15 protein-coding genes are annotated in these 16,836 nt (G+C 67.8%); 4 read left to right on the forward strand and 11 right to left on the reverse strand.

Translation table 11 applies throughout. The features are described from left to right. The first annotated feature begins 330 nt into the window (after positions 1-330). Genes AB1I47_RS02220 through AB1I47_RS02235 form a run of 4 tightly spaced genes read left to right on the forward strand, consistent with a single transcriptional unit; the run spans position 331 to position 4,475 of the window. Positions 331-1,257: a YncE family protein gene (locus AB1I47_RS02220; protein ID WP_354682147.1), complete on the forward strand. Its 927-nt coding sequence runs from the start codon at positions 331-333 to the stop codon at positions 1,255-1,257. Between the two features lie 38 nt (positions 1,258-1,295). After that, positions 1,296-2,150, forward strand: a complete 855-nt coding sequence (locus tag AB1I47_RS02225; protein WP_354682148.1) for a cytochrome b561 domain-containing protein — start codon at positions 1,296-1,298, stop codon at positions 2,148-2,150. Positions 2,151-2,152: 2 nt separating this feature from the next. Continuing rightward, entirely contained in the window at positions 2,153-3,526 is a 1,374-nt protein-coding gene (locus AB1I47_RS02230; RefSeq protein ID WP_354682149.1) for a GntT/GntP/DsdX family permease, read from the forward strand. Positions 3,527-3,566: 40 nt separating this feature from the next. Next, complete coding sequence (locus tag AB1I47_RS02235) at positions 3,567-4,475, forward strand: SMP-30/gluconolactonase/LRE family protein (protein WP_354682150.1); 909 nt, start codon at positions 3,567-3,569, stop codon at positions 4,473-4,475. 23 nt (positions 4,476-4,498) lie between these two features. Here the strand turns inward: AB1I47_RS02235 and hutG are convergent, their stop codons facing one another. The 11 genes from hutG to AB1I47_RS02290 form a co-directional block, all read right to left on the reverse strand. Then, positions 4,499-5,314 carry an N-formylglutamate deformylase gene (gene hutG / locus AB1I47_RS02240; RefSeq protein WP_354682151.1) on the reverse strand — a complete coding sequence of 272 codons (816 nt, stop codon included), beginning with the start codon at positions 5,312-5,314 and terminating at the stop codon, positions 4,499-4,501. Between the two features lie 33 nt (positions 5,315-5,347). Continuing rightward, positions 5,348-6,754, reverse strand: a complete 1,407-nt coding sequence (locus tag AB1I47_RS02245) for a formimidoylglutamate deiminase (RefSeq protein ID WP_354682152.1) — start codon at positions 6,752-6,754, stop codon at positions 5,348-5,350. Further along, positions 6,751-8,007 (reverse strand): imidazolonepropionase, encoded by a 1,257-nt coding sequence (hutI, locus tag AB1I47_RS02250; RefSeq protein WP_354682153.1) that lies wholly within the window; start codon positions 8,005-8,007, stop codon positions 6,751-6,753. The genes AB1I47_RS02245 and hutI overlap by 4 nt, the downstream gene beginning before the upstream one ends. Beyond that, positions 8,004-8,609: a HutD/Ves family protein gene (locus tag AB1I47_RS02255; RefSeq protein WP_354682154.1), complete on the reverse strand. Its 606-nt coding sequence runs from the start codon at positions 8,607-8,609 to the stop codon at positions 8,004-8,006. The genes hutI and AB1I47_RS02255 overlap by 4 nt, the downstream gene beginning before the upstream one ends. Further along, entirely contained in the window at positions 8,606-10,306 is a 1,701-nt protein-coding gene (hutU, locus tag AB1I47_RS02260) for a urocanate hydratase (protein WP_354682155.1), read from the reverse strand. The genes AB1I47_RS02255 and hutU overlap by 4 nt, the downstream gene beginning before the upstream one ends. A gap of 143 nt (positions 10,307-10,449) precedes the next feature. After that, positions 10,450-12,033 carry a histidine ammonia-lyase gene (gene hutH / locus AB1I47_RS02265; protein ID WP_354682156.1) on the reverse strand — a complete coding sequence of 528 codons (1,584 nt, stop codon included), beginning with the start codon at positions 12,031-12,033 and terminating at the stop codon, positions 10,450-10,452. A gap of 63 nt (positions 12,034-12,096) precedes the next feature. After that, positions 12,097-12,861, reverse strand: coding sequence for a histidine utilization repressor (gene hutC / locus AB1I47_RS02270; RefSeq protein ID WP_354682157.1), 765 nt, complete (start codon positions 12,859-12,861; stop codon positions 12,097-12,099). Between the two features lie 6 nt (positions 12,862-12,867). Next, positions 12,868-13,647 carry an ABC transporter ATP-binding protein gene (locus tag AB1I47_RS02275; RefSeq protein WP_354682158.1) on the reverse strand — a complete coding sequence of 260 codons (780 nt, stop codon included), beginning with the start codon at positions 13,645-13,647 and terminating at the stop codon, positions 12,868-12,870. Then, positions 13,644-14,507: an ABC transporter permease gene (locus AB1I47_RS02280; protein ID WP_354682159.1), complete on the reverse strand. Its 864-nt coding sequence runs from the start codon at positions 14,505-14,507 to the stop codon at positions 13,644-13,646. The genes AB1I47_RS02275 and AB1I47_RS02280 overlap by 4 nt, the downstream gene beginning before the upstream one ends. 27 nt (positions 14,508-14,534) lie before the next feature. Then, complete coding sequence (locus AB1I47_RS02285; protein WP_354682208.1) at positions 14,535-15,476, reverse strand: ABC transporter substrate-binding protein; 942 nt, start codon at positions 15,474-15,476, stop codon at positions 14,535-14,537. A gap of 360 nt (positions 15,477-15,836) precedes the next feature. Next, entirely contained in the window at positions 15,837-16,835 is a 999-nt protein-coding gene (locus tag AB1I47_RS02290) for an NAD-dependent epimerase/dehydratase family protein (RefSeq protein WP_354682160.1), read from the reverse strand. Between the last annotated feature and the right edge of the window lies 1 nt (position 16,836).

The following is a 16,836-nucleotide window of genomic DNA, read 5'->3' on the forward strand; positions in this document are numbered from 1 at the left end:
AGTCATATCCCGAGGCGCCGTCAATACCGCGCCCGCTAAGATCACCGCTCAGCGGATGGAGACTTTCGACAATGCATCACGTCGTCCTGCAATTCTCAGCCGTTTCCGCATCAGGTTTTCTGCTGCCAGCCGCGACCGGCGGCCAGCGGCTCCCTTCTCGCTGACACCGTAACGGCCGTCCCGCCATTCGCACCGGAACGGCCTGTCCTATCCGCTTCGCTCGCTGTTCCCTTGAGTAAGCCGCTGCGCTACCCAAAACGCGGCCTGACTGGGAATGGAGTGAAGCCGCCCCCCGCTTCATCCATCCGTCCGTCAAACAGGAATATCCGCGTGAGCCAGGAAATCCTCTTGCTGGTGCAGAAATGCGCCCACACGTTCAGCTTTTATGACATCGATACCGGCGAAGCATTAAGCCATATCCGATTGCCGGAATTTCCCCATGAATTCGTCGTCGATTCCCGCCAGCGCTATGCCTATGTCGGCCACTATGGGGTCGAGTCGTCATCGCACAAGGGCGAAGGCGGCTGCTCGGTGTGCGTGATCGACCTGCAGAAGCGCGAGCACGTGCGGACCCTGGATATCTGGCCGTACTACCGCCCGCACGGCCTGGCCATCGACGCGCTGGACCGCCTCTACGTACTCAGCGAGGCAGGTTCCACACTGCTGATGTTCGATGAGCCTGACCGGAAGGACGTGCCGGACCGGGCGATTCCCTCCGGCGGATACAAGAGCCATCTGCTCGCGCTGAGCCGCGACGGTTCCACAGCCTTTGTGCTCAATCTGCTGAGCAATACGGTCACCCGCCTGCAGCCGCATGACCCCACCATCGCCGCCGTGCCGATACAGCCGGGCCGCCGGCCGGAGGGCAACTGCCTGAGCCGCGATGAGCGCACCCTCTATGTCACCACCCGGGGAGACGACGCCGTCGTCGCCATCGACACCACCACGCTGCGGGTAACGGCGCGCGCGCGCACCGGCTGCGATCCGACGCGCGTCTACCGCGATCGCCAGGATCGCCTGTACGTGACCAACTATGGCGAGCAGTCGTTGTCGATATTCGACCCGGCACTGCGGGAGATTGGCCAGATCGCGCTGGACAGCACGCCCATCGCCATGAGCCTGCACCCGACACGCGACCTCGCCTTCGTCTCTCTGACGGACCAGCGCATGGGCGTGCTCAACCTGCAGACCCGGCGCTTCGAGCGGTATTTCGACACCTTGCTCGAGCCAGATGTTTCCCAGGTGTTGGTGGTGTGAGTGCGCCGCACGTCAGTAAAAACACAAGGAGATACGACATGCCGCCTGCGCTTCCCGCAGCCATCCGCTGGATATTGCCGGGCGGGCTGTCGCTCTGCCTGGGCATTCTGGCGGCGCTCATTCTGCCAGGCCGGCCCGGCGAATGGCTGAGCCTTCCCTTGTCCGGCACCGTAGGGCACCAACTCGTGCCCTGGATTGCCTGGCATGGCCGTTTGATGGTGCTCAGTTGGGGGCTGTTGCTGCCGCTCGGCATTGTGATTGCCCGCTTCTTCAAGGTGCTGCCCGGGCAAGCGTGGCCTGCGGTTCTCGATCGCAAGACCTGGTGGCGTGCGCATTTGTGGCTGCAAGGCGGCGGCGTGGCGGTCATGTCGGCAGGCGTGCTGCTGATCCTTGGCCACAGTGGCATGCCGGGCCAGCTTGCGCGCTGGCACCACCTCGCCGGCTGGACACTGGTGAGCGGCGCTGCGCTGCAAGTGCTAGGCGGACTGTTGCGCGGCAGCAAGGGCGGACCCACCGGCGTCTGCATGCGAGGCGACCACTATGACATGAGCGCACGCCGCGTCGTCTTCGAGTGGCTGCACAAGTGCATCGGCTGGACCTCGCTGCCGGTCGCCGTGGCAACCATCGGCGCTGGCCTTGTGCTGGCCGATGCGCCGCGCTGGATGCCGCTGCTGCTGGGCGCCTGGTGGCTGATGCTCGCGGCGCTGGCGCTGGCATTGCAGCGCGCAGGCTTGTGCATCGACACCTACCAGGCGATCTGGGGCCCCGATTCCAGGCATCCGGGCAATCAACGGCGACCCATCGGCTGGGGCATCACCCGCCCTCTCTCGCCGCCTGCTTCCCCACCGGGCGTGCACCGTCCGCTGGCATGGCCGACTGAAAACAAGGAATAGACGTGGCAATACTGATAATCGGCGGCGCGGCAGCGATCCTGCTGTTGCTCGCCTTGATCCTGATGGGAAAGCTGCATCCCTTCCTGGCACTGATCCTGGTTGCCACGGGCGTCGCCGTCGTGGCCGGCGTTCCGGTGAGCCAGCTTGCCGATGCGGTGGAGGGCGGCCTGGGCAAGACGCTGGGCCATGTCGCGGTGATCATCGCCTTCGGCGCGATGATCGGACGCATGATTGAACTGTCCGGCGGCGCGCAGGTGCTCGCCAACCGGCTGATCGAACGCTTCGGCGACAAGCGGGTGCCGCTGGCGATGGCTTGCACGGCGTTCGGCGTGGGCATTCCGGTGTTCTTTGAAGTCGGCGTAATGATGCTGATGCCGCTGGCCTACAGCCTGACGCGCACCCGCGGCATCCCGCTCGTGGTGATCGGCCTGCCGGTGTGCGCGGTGCTGCTGGTGGTGCATGCGCTGCTGCCGCCTCATCCCGGCATGGTGGCAGTGGCCGGCGAACTTGGGATCGAGATCGGCCGCCTGTTGCTGATCGGCCTGCCGGTGGCGCTGATTACCGGCCTGGTGACTTTCCTGGCGGCCAGGCGCCTGACCACGCGCTCCTATCACATGGCCGCCGATATCGCCGCCGAAATCGGCCACGGCACAGCCACCACCGGGCACGGCCATGCGGCACCGGCCAGCCTCGGCAGCGGCGCGCCGCCAAGCGCCCGTCTGGTGGCCTGCCTGATCGCGCTGCCCATCGCGCTGATCCTGGCAGGTACGCTGGCGCAGCTGCTGCTGCCGGCCGGCTTCTTTGGGCGATCGACGCTGATGTTTCTCGGCATCCCCTATGTCGCGCTTCTGCTCGGCCTGCTGCTATGTGCGTATCTGCTCGGCATCCGCCGCGGCGCGCCGCTGGCTACGGTGTCGGAGGTGGCAGGCGCGGCGATTCCGGGCGTATCGGTGGTGATCCTCATCACCGGCGCCGGCGGAGCCTTCGCCAAGATCCTGGTGTCGACCGGAATCGGCCCTGCGCTGGCGACGTCGCTGCAGTCTTCCGGACTGCCGCTTGCCGTCCTCGCCTTCCTGCTGGCAATGATGCTGCGCGCGGCACAGGGCCCCACCACGGTGGCGCTGATGACCACTGCCGGCATCATTTCCCCGCTGGTCACGCAAGCCTCGCTCAGCCCCAACCATCTGGCGCTGCTCGGGCTGGCGATGGGAGCCGGTGGCATGGCGCTCTCGCACGTCAACGATGCGGGTTTCTGGATCGTGACACGGATGCTCGGCCTGAGCGTCGGCGACGGACTAAGGAGCTGGACGGTGCTGACAACGTTGGCTGGTATCACGGCCCTTGGCCTGGTCCTGTCGTTGTGGCAGTTCGTGTGAAAGCCGATGGCGTGACATTGCGACAGGACGGGAAATGACCATGGCAGCAATCCAGATATTCGACGAGCGCGCACGCGACCTGCCGTTGGCGGGTGCGCGGCTCGAGCGGCTGGCAAACGGAGCGGTGTGGAGCGAGGGGCCGGTCTGGCTGCCGGACGAAGGCGCGCTGCTGTGGAGCGACATCCCCAACGACCGCATCCTGCGCTGGAGCCCGGCGGATGGCATGTCGGTCTGGCGCACGGGCGTGGAATTCACCAACGGCCACACGCTGGAGGCGGATGGCTCGCTGCTGCATTGCTCGCACGGACACCGGGCAATCGTGCGCACACGCCGCAGCGGTGCCCGCCAGGGGGAAGACGAACTGGTCGTCAGCCACTATCAGGGGCGGCGCCTGAATTCGCCGAACGATATCGTCGTCAAGCGCGATGGCACGTTGTGGTTCACCGATCCGCCGTATGGCATCCTCTCGGACCGCGAAGGCCACCAGGCCGATCCCGAACTGCGGCACAACTATGTGTTCCGCTACGATCCCGCCGCCGGTACGCTGGAGATCGCCAGCGACTTTATCGACGAGCCGAACGGCCTGGCCTTCTCCCCCGACGAGAGCCTCCTCTACGTATCCGATACGTCAGCGGCGTTGCGCGACGATGGCCATCACCATATCGTCGCGTTCGACGTCGTGGCCGGGCGGGTGCTGGCCAATCCCCGCATCTTCGCCGTGATCGAGCCCGGACTGCCGGACGGGTTCCGCGTGGACCGGCGCGGCTGGCTCTTTACCAGCAGCGCCAGTGGCGTGCAGGTGTTTCATCCGGATGGGACCAGGCTGGCGTTCATTCCGGTGCCGGAGAAAGTGGGCAACCTCACCTTCGGCGGCGCCGGCGGCAACGAACTGTTCATCGCCGCCAGCACGTCGCTCTACCGACTGCGGCTGGGCCAGCGTGTCGCCTGAGCTTCAGCGACGAGCACGTGGGCTCAGCGCGACTCGACAAACTCCAGCACCGTCGCCAGCATGCCGCGCAGCGCCGGCTGCACTGCCGAAGCACGCGCCTCGTCATAGGCGAACGGATACACCTCGCTCATATACGCGCACTGCGACAGTTCGAGCTGCACCGCATGCACGCCGTCCTGCGGGCGGCCGTACTGGCGCGTGATATAGCCGCCCTTGAAGCGGCCGTTCAGCACCGCGGTATGGCCGGGCACCGCGCTGGCCTGCTCCAGCAGCTGGTTGGCCAGCGTGGCATCGCAACTCTCGCCGTTGGCGGTGCCGAGGTTGAAGTCGGGCAGCCTGCCTTCGAAGAAGCGCGGCAGCACCGAGCGGATCGAATGCGCGTCCCACAGCGCGATGGTGCCGTGCTCGGCTTTCAGCCGGGCCAGTTCCGCCGCCAGCGCTTCATGGTACGGGCGCCAGATCGCGTCGCGGCGCGCGGCGATTTCCGCGTCGTCGGGGCCGTTGCCGCCGTCGGCGTACACCGGCGTCTTGTCGAAGGTATCGACCGGGCACAGGCCGGTGGTGTCCTGGCCGGGATACAGGTTGGCGTTGTCGGGCGGGCGGTTCAGGTCGACCACATAGCGCGAGTGCGTGGCCGCCAGCACCGACGCGCCGATCTCGCGCGCAAAGTCGTACAGGCGTTCCAGGTGCCAGTCGGTGTCGGGCACGGTGCGGGCCTCGGCGGTCAGCCGTTGCGAGACGCAGGCCGGCAGGTGCGTGCCGACGTGCGGCATCGACACCAGCAGCGGGCGCGTGCCGCGATGCAGGGTGAAAGCGGGGGTATCGGTGGAGAAGGACATTGTCTTTGCGATGCGATGGGCGTGAGCCCGGTTTCAGTCGGCCATCAGGCTGGCGCGGGCCGCAATGAAAAGCCGGCCGGCATCGGCCTGCAGCGGATGCGTGCCATGCTGCACGCGGCTGCAGCCGGCGGTGCGGACATCCGCCAGTGTCTCATGACCGTGGTTGGCGAATACATGGTTGGCAAGCGCCTGCGCGCCATCGAGCCCCGCCAGTGCGGGATGCGCGCCGTCGAGCACGACGAAGTCCGCCTGCTGTCCCGCTGTTATTCCGCCGATGGCACGGCCGCTGGCGCGGGCGCCGCCTGCAACGGCTTCCAGGTACAGGCGGTCTGCCACCTGCGCATGGGTGTCGGAGGCCAGCACGTTGCGCCGCTGCAGCCCCAGCCGCTGGCCATACTCGAACAGGCGCAGTTCCTCGGCCACGCTGACGCTGGCATGGCTGTCGGAGCCGATGCCCCACACGCCGTGCTGCGCCAGGTAAGGCGCGGCCTCGAACACGCCGTCGCCCAGGTTGGCTTCAGTCGTCGGGCAGATGCCGGCGACCGCCCCGCTGTGCGCCAGGCGCCGGCGCTCGTCCCAGTCCATATGGGTGGCGTGCACCAGGCACCAGCGTGCGTCGACGTCGACATGGTCGAACAACCACGTGACCGGGCGCGTGCCGGACCAGGCGATGCAGTCGTCGACCTCGCGCTGCTGTTCGGCGATATGGATATGGATGGGCGCCTGCGGGTCGAGCGCGTTCAGTCCCGCCAGCGCATGCGCGAGGCTGTCTTCCGGCACCGCGCGCAGCGAATGCGGGGCAAGGCCCAGCCGTGCACCGGCATGCGCGCACGCCGGTCCCAGCCGCTCCAGCAAGTGCAGCATTGCGTCGGTGTCGTGCAGGAAGCGGCGCTGCTCGGCGAGCGGCGGCGTGCCGCCGAAGCCGGCGGTCTGGTACAGCACCGGCAGCAGCGTGATGCCGATGCCGGTGCGCTGCGCGGCGCGCAGCAGCCGCAGCGACATCTCGGCGGCATCGGCATAGGGCTTGCCGTCGGCATCGTGGTGCACGTAGTGGAACTCGCACACGCTGGTGTAGCCGGCGCGCAGCATCTCGATATAGAGCTGCGTGGCGATGGCCTCGAGCGTGTCGGGCGACAGCCGCTGCGCGAAGCGGTACATCAGCGTGCGCCAGCTCCAGAAGGAGTCGGCGCCGGCGGGATCGTCGCCCTGCGGACGGCTGCGGTATTCGGTGAGGCCGGCAAAGCCGCGCTGGAAGGCGTGCGAGTGCAGGTTGGGCATGCCGGGCAGCACCGGGCCCACTGCGCGTGGCACGCCGGCAGCTGGCGTGGCGTCAGGCTGTACGGTGGTGAAGCGGCCCTGTTCGTCCCATGCGAGCAGGACTTCGCGCGACCAGCCAGACGGCAGCAGTGCGAAAGGTGCGAGGAGTTGTGTACCGCTCATGCCGATGCGCCTCCGTGCGGGTGATAAACGCGGCCCTGCCGCACTACCGTCGCCACGGGGTTGCGCCCGAACCAGTAGGCGAGTTCAGCCGGCGAATCGATGCGCCACAGCGCGAAGTCGGCAACGCGTCCGGCCGCGAGCCTGCCGTGCCGGTCGGCGGCGCCCAGTGCGCGTGCCGCGTGCATGGTCACGCCGGCCAGTGCTTCAGGCACTGTCAGCCGGAACAGCGTGCAGGCCATATTCATCATCAGCAGCAGCGAAGTCACCGGCGAGGTGCCCGGATTGTGGTCGGTCGAGATCGCCATCGGCACGCCGTACCGGCGCAACAGCGCTAGCGGCGGCAGGTTGGTGTCGCGCAGGAAATAGTAGGCGCCCGGCAGCAGCACGGCCACGGTGCCGGCCTCGGCCATCGCCGCGACGCCGGCTTCATCGAGATGTTCGAGATGGTCGGCGGACAACGCGCGATGGCGCGCGGCCAGCGCGGCGCCGCCGAGGTTGCTCAGTTGCTCCGCATGCAGCTTGACGCGCAGCCCATGCCGTGCGGCGGCCTCGAAGACGCGTTCGGTCTGGGCAATCGAGAAGCCGATCGACTCGCAGAAGGCATCGACGGCATCGACCAGCCCTTCTTCGGCCAGCGCGGGCAGCATGGTGTTGCAGACCAGGTCGATGTAGTCGTCGGCACGGCCCGCGTATTCCGGCGGCAACGCATGCGCGCCGAGGAAGGTGGTGTGGACCGAGACGCCGAACTGCTCGCCCAGCCGCCGCGCCACGCGCAACTGCTTGCGTTCGGCTTCAAGGCTGAGGCCGTAGCCCGACTTGATCTCGATCGCGGTCACGCCCTCGGCCAGCAGCGGCTGCAGCCGCGCGGCGGCCTGCGCGAACAGCGTGTCTTCGTCGGCGGCGCGGGTGGCGCGCACGGTAGAGACGATGCCGCCGCCGGCACGTGCGATCTCTTCATAGCCGGCGCCGGCCAGCCGCATCGCGAATTCGTCGGCGCGCTGGCCGCCGTAGACCAGGTGCGTGTGGCAGTCGACCAGGCCCGGGGTGATCCATGCACCGTTGGCGTCGTGACGCGGCAAGCCGCGGTACGCCTGCGGCATGTCGGCGGCGGCGCCGAGCCAGGCGATACGTCCCTGCTCGACGACAAGCGCGGCATCGCGGATTGCCTGCGCCGGATCGGCATCGGGCAGCAGGTGGCAGTTGTGCCAGACGCCGTCCGCGCCGGCGGCGGACGATACAGATGGCAGCGTCATTGGCCTGGCTCCGTTTCAAGGGTGACGTAAAGACAGAGCGCGCCGTCGCCCACAACAGGTTCAAACCATTGCGTCGATGCGGTCGGCGCGGCGCCATACAGCGCGCCCTCGCCTGCCTGCAGCGACATGGCCGCGTCCTGCGCCTGCCATGCGCCACTGACGGCGAACACGCAGACGGTATGGTCGCCGGTGCTGACGGCAAACCGCTGCCGGAACGCATCGACACGCGCGCGGCACTGGCCACGGCGCGTCATTACATTGAAGTCGCGCGTGGCGCCATCGAGCAGCGCGGCCTGCAGGCCTGTGTCGCCAGAGAAGGCGAACGGCTCGCCGGGCTGCGCGAGCCGGTGGCTGAAGCTGCCGTCATCGGCGGCCAGCGTCACGCCGGCGCCCTCCAGCAGCACGATCTGGCGATCGATGCCGGGGAACGGCGAGAACGGCCCGTCCGCCTCGATATCGGCCACGCTCAGCCGCCACACAAAGTCATCCATGCCGGCGCCGAGCGGCCACACCGCGATCTCGCGCGTGTTGCCGCCGCCGTTCTTCCAGCGTGTCGGGGCGATCTCATCCAGCGCGAAGCGCTGCGGCAGGTTGGCACTCATACGCTCTTTACCATTGGCAGGTTCAGGCCCTTCTCGTGCGCGCATTCGATGGCGAGTGCATAGCCCGCATCCGCATGGCGCATCACGCCGGTGGCCGGGTCGTTCCATAGCACGCGCTCGATACGCTTGGCGGCGGCGTCAGTGCCATCGCACACGATCACCACGCCCGCGTGTTGCGAGAAACCCATGCCCACGCCGCCGCCGTGATGCAGGCTGACCCAGGTGGCACCGCCCGCCGTGTTCAGCAGCGCGTTGAGCAGCGGCCAGTCGGACACCGCATCCGAGCCGTCGCGCATGGCCTCGGTTTCGCGATTGGGTGAAGCCACCGAACCGCAGTCCAGGTGGTCGCGGCCGATCACCACCGGCGCCTTCAGTTCGCCGGACCTGACCATCTCGTTGAACGCCAGCCCTGCACGGTGGCGCTCGTCCAGCCCCACCCAGCAGATGCGCGCCGGCAGGCCCTGGAAGGCGATGCGGTCATGCGCCATGTCGAGCCAGCGGTGCAGGGGCTTGTCCTCGGGGAACAGCTCCTTCATCTTGGCGTCGGTCTTGTAGATGTCCTCCGGATCGCCCGACAGCGCCACCCAGCGGAACGGGCCCTTGCCGCGGCAGAACAGCGGACGGATATAGGCCGGCACGAAACCCGGGAAATCGAAGGCATTTTTGACGCCCTCGTCGAACGCAACCTGGCGGATATTGTTGCCATAGTCGACCGTCGGCACGCCCATCTTCTGGAAGTCGAGCATGGCCTGCACGTGCCTGACGATCGACGGACGCGCGGCGGCTTCGACCGACTTGGGATCTTGCGTGCGCGCCTGCTCCCATTGCCCGACGGTCCATCCCAGCGGCAGGTAGCCGTTGACCAGGTCGTGCGCCGAGGTCTGGTCGGTGACGATGTCCGGGCGCATGCCGCCGGCCTGCGCGCGCCGCGCCAGTTCCGGCACGATCTCGGCGGCATTGCCGAGCAGGCCGACCGAGATCGCCTGCTTCTTCTGCGTGGCTTCCGCGATCATCGCCAGCGCTTCGTCGAGCGTGGTGGCCTTCTTGTCGAGGTAGCGCGTACGCAGGCGGAAGTCGATGCGCGACTCCTGGCATTCGATCGCCAGCACACACGCGCCGGCCAGCACGCCCGCCAGCGGCTGCGCGCCGCCCATGCCGCCGAGGCCCGCGGTCAGGATCCACTTGCCGGACAGGTCGCCGTTGTAGTGCTGGCGGCCGGCCTCGACAAAGGTCTCGTAGGTGCCCTGCACGATGCCCTGCGTGCCGATATAGATCCACGAGCCCGCGGTCATCTGGCCGTACATCATCAGGCCGGCGCGGTCGAGCTCGTTGAACTTGTCCCAGTTGGCCCAGTGCGGCACCAGGTTGGAGTTGGCGATCAGCACGCGCGGCGCGTCGGCATGGGTGCGGAACACGCCGACCGGCTTGCCCGACTGCACCAGCAGCGATTCGTCCTCGCCCAGGCGGCGCAGGCTGTCCAGGATCGCGTCGAAGCATTCCCAGTTGCGCGCGGCCTTGCCAATGCCGCCATACACCACCAGGTCCTGCGGGCGCTCGGCCACGTCGGGATCGAGGTTGTTCTGGATCATGCGGTAGGCGGCTTCGATCAGCCAGTTCTTGCAGTGCAGCTCGGTGCCGCGCGGCGCGCGGATCTCGCGCTGGCCGCGCTGGATGAATCGGGATTCGTTGGCGTTCATGTGTTGTTCTCCTTCGATGGCGCTTTTGGCGCGATCAAATCGGGGTGGTGGGGCTTCAAATGCTGTCGCCTTCGGATACACCCGCCCTCTCCCCCACCCCTCTCCCGCAGGCAGGAGAGGGGTGGGGGGAGAGGGCAAGCGCATCAATTCGCGCCTGTCCGATTGGTCGGCAGAATCGCCCGCACGGCCTCGGGCCACCCAGCCCCCGCATCACCCTGCACCACCCACTGCTTCATCGCTTCAATATCCGGCGCCAGATAACGGTCGCCTTCCACAAAATCCACCCGCGCACGGATGCGGGCCAGTTCAGTTTCCACCAGCGGCGACGACTTCAGCGGCCGGTGGAACTCGATGCCCTGCGCCGCCGCCATCGCCTCGATGCCGACCACCACCGCGGTGTTGGCCGCCATCTCGCCCAACCGGCGCGCGCCGTAGGTGGCCATCGACACATGGTCCTCCTGGTTGGCCGAGGTGGGCAAGCTGTCGACGCTGGACGGATGCGCCAGCGACTTGTTCTCCGACGCGAGCGCCGCCGCGGTCACCTGCGCGATCATGAAGCCGGAGTTCAGCCCGCCCTCGCGCACCAGGAACGGCGGCAGTCCCGACAGCCCGGTATCGAGCAGCAGCGCCAGCCGGCGCTCGGAAATCGCGCCGATCTCGGCGATCGCCAGTGCGATGATGTCAGCGGCAAAGGCCACCGGCTCCGCGTGGAAGTTGCCGCCGGAGACCACGTCGCCCTGCGCGGAGAACACCAGCGGGTTGTCGGAGGCGGCATTGGCCTCGATCTGCAGGATGCGCGCGGCGTGCTGCAGGTTGTCCAGGCATGCGCCCATCACCTGCGGCTGGCAGCGGATCGAGTACGGGTCCTGCACGCGGCCGCAGGTCTTGTGCGAATCGACGATCTCGCTGCCGTCGAGCAGTGCGCGCACCGCGCCGGCCACGGCGATCTGGCCGGCCTGGCCGCGTGCTTCGTGGATGCGGGCGTCGAACGGCTTGACCGAACCCTTGATCGCTTCCAGCGACAGCGCGCCCGCCACCAGGCCGGCGGCGAAGGCGTCTTCGGCGGCGAACAGGCCGGCCAGCGCCAGCGCGGTCGACACCTGGGTGCCGTTGAGCAGCGCCAGGCCTTCCTTGGGGCCGAGCTCGAAAGCGGACAGGCCGGCATGCGCCAGGCCTTCGGCGGCCGGCACGCGCTTGCCATCGACCAGCACCTCGCCGACGCCGATCAGCGTGCACGACATATGCGCCAGCGGCGCCAGGTCGCCGGAGGCGCCCACCGAACCCTTGGCCGGGATGCACGGCGTCACGCCGTGGTTCACCAGCGCCAGCAGCGCCTCGATCAGTTCCGGACGCACGCCCGAATGGCCGCGCGCCAGGCTGACCGCCTTGGTCGCCAGGATCAGCCGCACGGTGTCCTCGGCCAGGTCGGGGCCGGTGCCCACGCTGTGCGACAACACCAGGTTGCGCTGCAGTTGCGCCAGCTTGTCGTGCGGGATGCGGCTCTGCGCGAGCTTGCCGAAGCCGGTGTTGATGCCGTAGACCACGGCGTCGGCGTCGATGATGTCCTGCACGGTGGCCTGTGCGGCATGCACACCGGGCCACGCCGATTCGGCCATCGCCAGGCGCACCTCGCCGCGATAGATGCGGCGCAGGTCGGCCAGGGTCACTTGGCCCGGCTGCAGGGTCAGCACGGGGCGGGAAGCTCGGTCTTGTTGGCTGGCGCTCATTTGTATGTTCCTGTCTATACAGCTTAAGGTAAAAATTGAACCGTTGGGCTGGTTCTTGTGGAATCAGCCGAAAGCGGGATTGCCGTCGGCGCGGAAGCGGCTGCCGAGGCGGTAGCGGTTGCCCGGATGCAGGCACCGCACAAAGGTCACCGGCACGCCGTTGGTCCAGGTTCGGCGCGTCAGCATCAGGCAAGGTTGCGTGGGCGGCATTTCAAGCTGCGCCGCCTGTTCCGGCGTGGCGGCCATTGCGTCGACCACGTGCTCTACCTGATCGTAGGGCACATGGCGCAACAGGTATTCACCCGGCTGGGTCTGGCTGAAGTCCTGGCCGATAAAGTCAGGCGCCACGCGCGGGTTGACGTAGCGGTCTTCAAGCTGCACCGGCACGCCATCCTCGCGATGCACGCAGACGGAGTGGTACACCGACTCGCCGGTGCGCAGCTCCAGTGCCGCCGCGACCTCGATCGACGCCGCCACGCGCTCCACCAGGATCACGTCGCAGGCATAGTCATGCCCGCGCATGCGGATCTCGTCCTGCAGGTTGACCACGGAGAGCAGCGTGGATTGCGGCTTGTGCTCGGCGACAAACGTGCCCACTCCGGCCACGCGCACCACCCGGCCCTGCTCCGACAGCTCGCGCAACGCCCGGTTGACGGTCATGCGCGAGACGCCGAAGCGGTTCACCAGTTCCTGCTCCGACGGCACCCGGTCGCCCGGCTTCCACGCGCCGCTCTGGATCTGGCGGGCGATGTACTCCTTGACCTGCTGGTAGAGCGCGGTCGGAGACGACGCAGAGGAAGAGGCGGAAGCGCCGGCGGCGTAGTTCATAAGGTGTCAGTGCTCGGCCGCGGCCATGGCCTCGGCGCGGATCTCCTCCGTCAGGCGCGCCTTGAGCGCGGAAAACTCGGGAGAGGTCTTGATCGTGTAATGGCGCGGATGCGGGAAATCCACCGCGATCTCGCTCTTGATCCGACCCGGCCTGGCGGAAAACACCGCCACCCGGTTGGCCATGAAGATGGCCTCGTCGATATCGTGGGTCACGAATAATACCGTCTTGCGCGACGCTTCCCAGATGCCGAGCAGCAACTCCTGCATCAGCACGCGGGTCTGGTTGTCGAGCGCGCCGAAGGGCTCGTCGAGCAGCAGGATCTTGGGATCGTTGGCCAGCGCCCGCGCGATCGCGGTGCGCTGCTGCATGCCGCCCGAGAGCTGCTTCGGGTAGTGCTGCTCGAAGCCGCGCAGCCCCACGCGCTGGATAAAGAAGTCGCTGCGCTCCTTCTGCTCGGCCGCGCTCATGCCGCGCTCGCGCAGGCCGAAGCGCACGTTCTGCTCGATCGTGAGCCAGGGGAACAGCGTGTACGACTGGAACACCATGCCGCGGTCGGCGCCGGGCGCCGATACCGGCTGGCCATCAAGCACCACGCGGCCGCTGGTGGGCGTATCGAGCCCGGCCACGATGCGCAGCAGCGTGGACTTGCCGCAGCCCGAGGGCCCGAGAATGGTGACGAAGTCGTTGTCGCGCACCTCGAAGTCGACCGGCTGCAGCGCCAGGGTCTGGCCGCCGCGCGGGTTGGCGAAGGTGCGCGAGACCTGCTGGATGGACAGTGTGCTCATTGGATCGAACTCCACGGGAACAGGCGCTGGTTGGCGCGCTTGAAAACAAGGTCGGAGACCAGCCCGATGCAGCCGATCACGATGATGCCGAAGATGATCTGCCCGGTATTGAGCAGCGCCTGGCTGTCGGTGATCATATGGCCGATGCCGGACGACGAGCCGATCAGCTCGGCCACGATCACGTAGGTCCAGGCCCAGCCCAGCACCAGCCGCAGGATCTCGGCGATCTCGGGCGCCGCGCCCGGGATCAGCACGCGCCGCACGATGCCGGCGCTGTTGGCGCCGAGCGTGTAGGCGGCTTCGACCAGGTCCTTGCGGGCGCCACCGACGGCCACCGCCACCATCAGCACGATCTGGAAGAACGAGCCGATAAAAATCACCAGCAGCTTCTGGGTCTCGCCGATGCCGGCCCACAGGATCAGCAGCGGGATAAAGGCCGACGCGGGCAGGTAGCGGCAGAACGACACGAAGGGCTCGAAGAACGCCTCGGCCGCCTTGTACGCGCCCATGAAGATGCCCAGCGGCACCGCCAGCACCGCGGCCAGCACGAAGCCGCCGACCACGCGCCAGACGGTCATGCCGATATCGCCGATGAAGTTGTGCTCCGTGAACAGGATGAAGCCTTCCTTGGCCATCGTCATCGGATCGGCCAGGAACGTGCGCGGCACGAAGCCGCCCAGCGTCACCACGGCCCAGATGCCGAAGAACAGCACAAAGAAGGACAGGCCCAGCATCCAGCGCGCGTTGGGCGACACCGTGACCAGCGGGGCCAGCCACGGGTGGCGCCGGCGCGCTGGTGGCGGCGCGGCGGCGGCTACCGGCGCGGCCGGTGCGTGAGAACCGATTCGGGCTTGCGTCATGACGTCACGCCTCCTGAAAACTGCTGGTTACTTGAGGAAACGCGCGTCGTACAGCGTCGTCACGTCGGGCACCTGGCGGATCACGCCGATGTCCATCAGCACGCCTGCCGCTTCCTTGCTGAAGCTGGCGAGTTCGCCGGCAAAGAACTTCTTGTTCGCCTCGCGATCCTGCCAGCGCAGGTAGGCCGCCGACTTGGCGAACTGCTCGCCGGTCTGCTTGACCGCAGCGCCCATGATCTCGTTGGACTTCTGCGGCTCCTTGCGGATCATCTCCAGCGCTTCGAAGTAGCTGTCGACCAGCGCCTGGGCGGCCTTGGGGTTCTCCTTGAGCCACTTGGGCGCGCAGCCCAGCGTGTCGGTCACCATCGGGTAGTCGAGCGTGGTAGCCAGGATCTTGCCCTTGTCCGGGTTCTGGCGCACGGTCGACAGGTACGGCTCGTAGGTCATGGCGCCGTCGTTCTGGCCGGCGACGAAGGCCTGCGCGGCCGCCTGCGGCGACAGCGTGGTGGTCTTGATGTCCTTCAGCGACATGCCGTTCTTCTTCAGCATCCAGGCCAGGCCGAAGTACGGCGCGGTGCCCGGTGCATCGACGCCGATGGTCTTGCCCTTCAGGTCGGCAAAGCTCTTCACATCGCTGCGCACGGCCAGGCCGTCGGCACCGTACGACTTGTCGAGCTGCACAATCTGGGTGATCGGCACGCCGTTGGCGTTCCAGGCCACATGGGTCTCGACCGTGGTGGCCGCGCACTGGATCGCGCCCGAGGCCAGCGCCAGGTGGCGGTCCTTCTGCGGGATCATCTTGATGTCGACTTCCACGCCGTTCTTCTTGAAGATGCCGGCCTTGTCGGCCAGCGTCAGCGGCGCGAAGCCGGTCCAGCCGCTCATCCCGAGCGTGACCTTGGTGGTCTCGGCGTGCGCGGTGCCGCCCGTTGCCACCACCGCGAACAGCATCGCGGCCCCAACTGCCATCCGACCGCGGATGCTGCTTTGAATGCGGCTCTGAATCCTCATCTGTACGCTCCTTTGGTGTGTCCGTCGACGGCGGGCCATGCATGCGGCCGCGCTCGTTTTCGGGCATTAAACAATGCCTGTATATACAAGTCAACGTAGTACTTCCCCGAGGCGGGCCGGAGAAAACTGCCTTGAAAAGCGCTTTATTTCCGGGATTCGTCCACGGTGGCGGCACCACGCCGGTTCACTCGCACCTTTGCCGGCACCACGCCAGGGCGTTCGATGTGTTGCTGTATAGACAGGAACAAGGTGACGTAGGGTACAGCAAGCCGCGTGCCAAAGGCGCGCGGCTTCAGGCGGGGGCAACCGCTGGTGCGGTCAGGCGTCGAAGAAGGAGCTAACCGTGGGATAGCGCAGCCGCAGGCGCAGTTCGCGCTTCAGCCGGGCGTTGTCGAGCCGGCGCGACTCGCTCATAAAGCTGAGCAGCGTCGGTTCGATCACTTCACGCGCCTGGCCGCGCGTGATCCGTGGCGGTCGCGGCAGGCCGCGGCGATCGGCGACGAGGTCGAAGTAGTCGGCCATGCGCAGCTCGGTGTCGTCGCTGGCGTGCACCACACGCTGCGGACGGCCGCGGAACAGCGCGGCGATCATCGCACGCGCGAGGTCGTCGGCGTGGATATGGCTGGTGTAGACGTCGTCCTGCGGCACCAGCGCGGGCGTGCCGCGGTTCAGGCGCGCCAGCGGCAGGCGATCCTCGGCATAGATGCCCGGAATGCGGACGATGCTGGCGCGCCAGCCGGCGTCGCGGCCAAAGGCGCGCACCGCCTGCTCGGCGGCGACGCGGCGGCGCGCGCGGGGGGTCTGGGGCCGCACCGCATGGAATTCGGACACCCGGGCGCCCTGGCGGTCGCCGTAGACGCCCGAGGTGCTGGCGTAGACAAACGCAGCGCGGGGCCCGGCACGGTCGGGTAGAATGGCGGGCTCGCCGGCAAGCGCGCCGGCAGGCTTGCGCGCCCGGCGCCAGGCCTTGCGGCGCAAGGCGGCGAGCAGCGCACGCGTACGTGGATCGCCCTCGCCCCGGCCGGGCGGCGGCGCCAGGTCAAGTACCTGCGTGGCCAGGCTCCGCAGCCGTGCCAGCGTGGCAGGCCGGTCCAGGTCCGCCACCAGCGGCACCGCGCCGGCGGCGCGCAGCTCGGCGCGGCGTGCCGGCTGCGAGGTCACGGCAAACACGCGCATGCGCGACGACAGGATTCGCAGGCAGCGCGTCCCCACATCCCCGCACCCGACGATCAACAGGCGCGGACGTCCCAGCCGGCGGCTGGGGACCGGCAAAACCGGGGGGCGCGAGGGCTGCAGCATCGACTGAATTTGGCTCATA

It is taken from the genome of Cupriavidus necator (assembly GCF_040578825.1).
Taxonomy (GTDB): Bacteria; Pseudomonadota; Gammaproteobacteria; order Burkholderiales; family Burkholderiaceae; genus Cupriavidus; species Cupriavidus necator_E.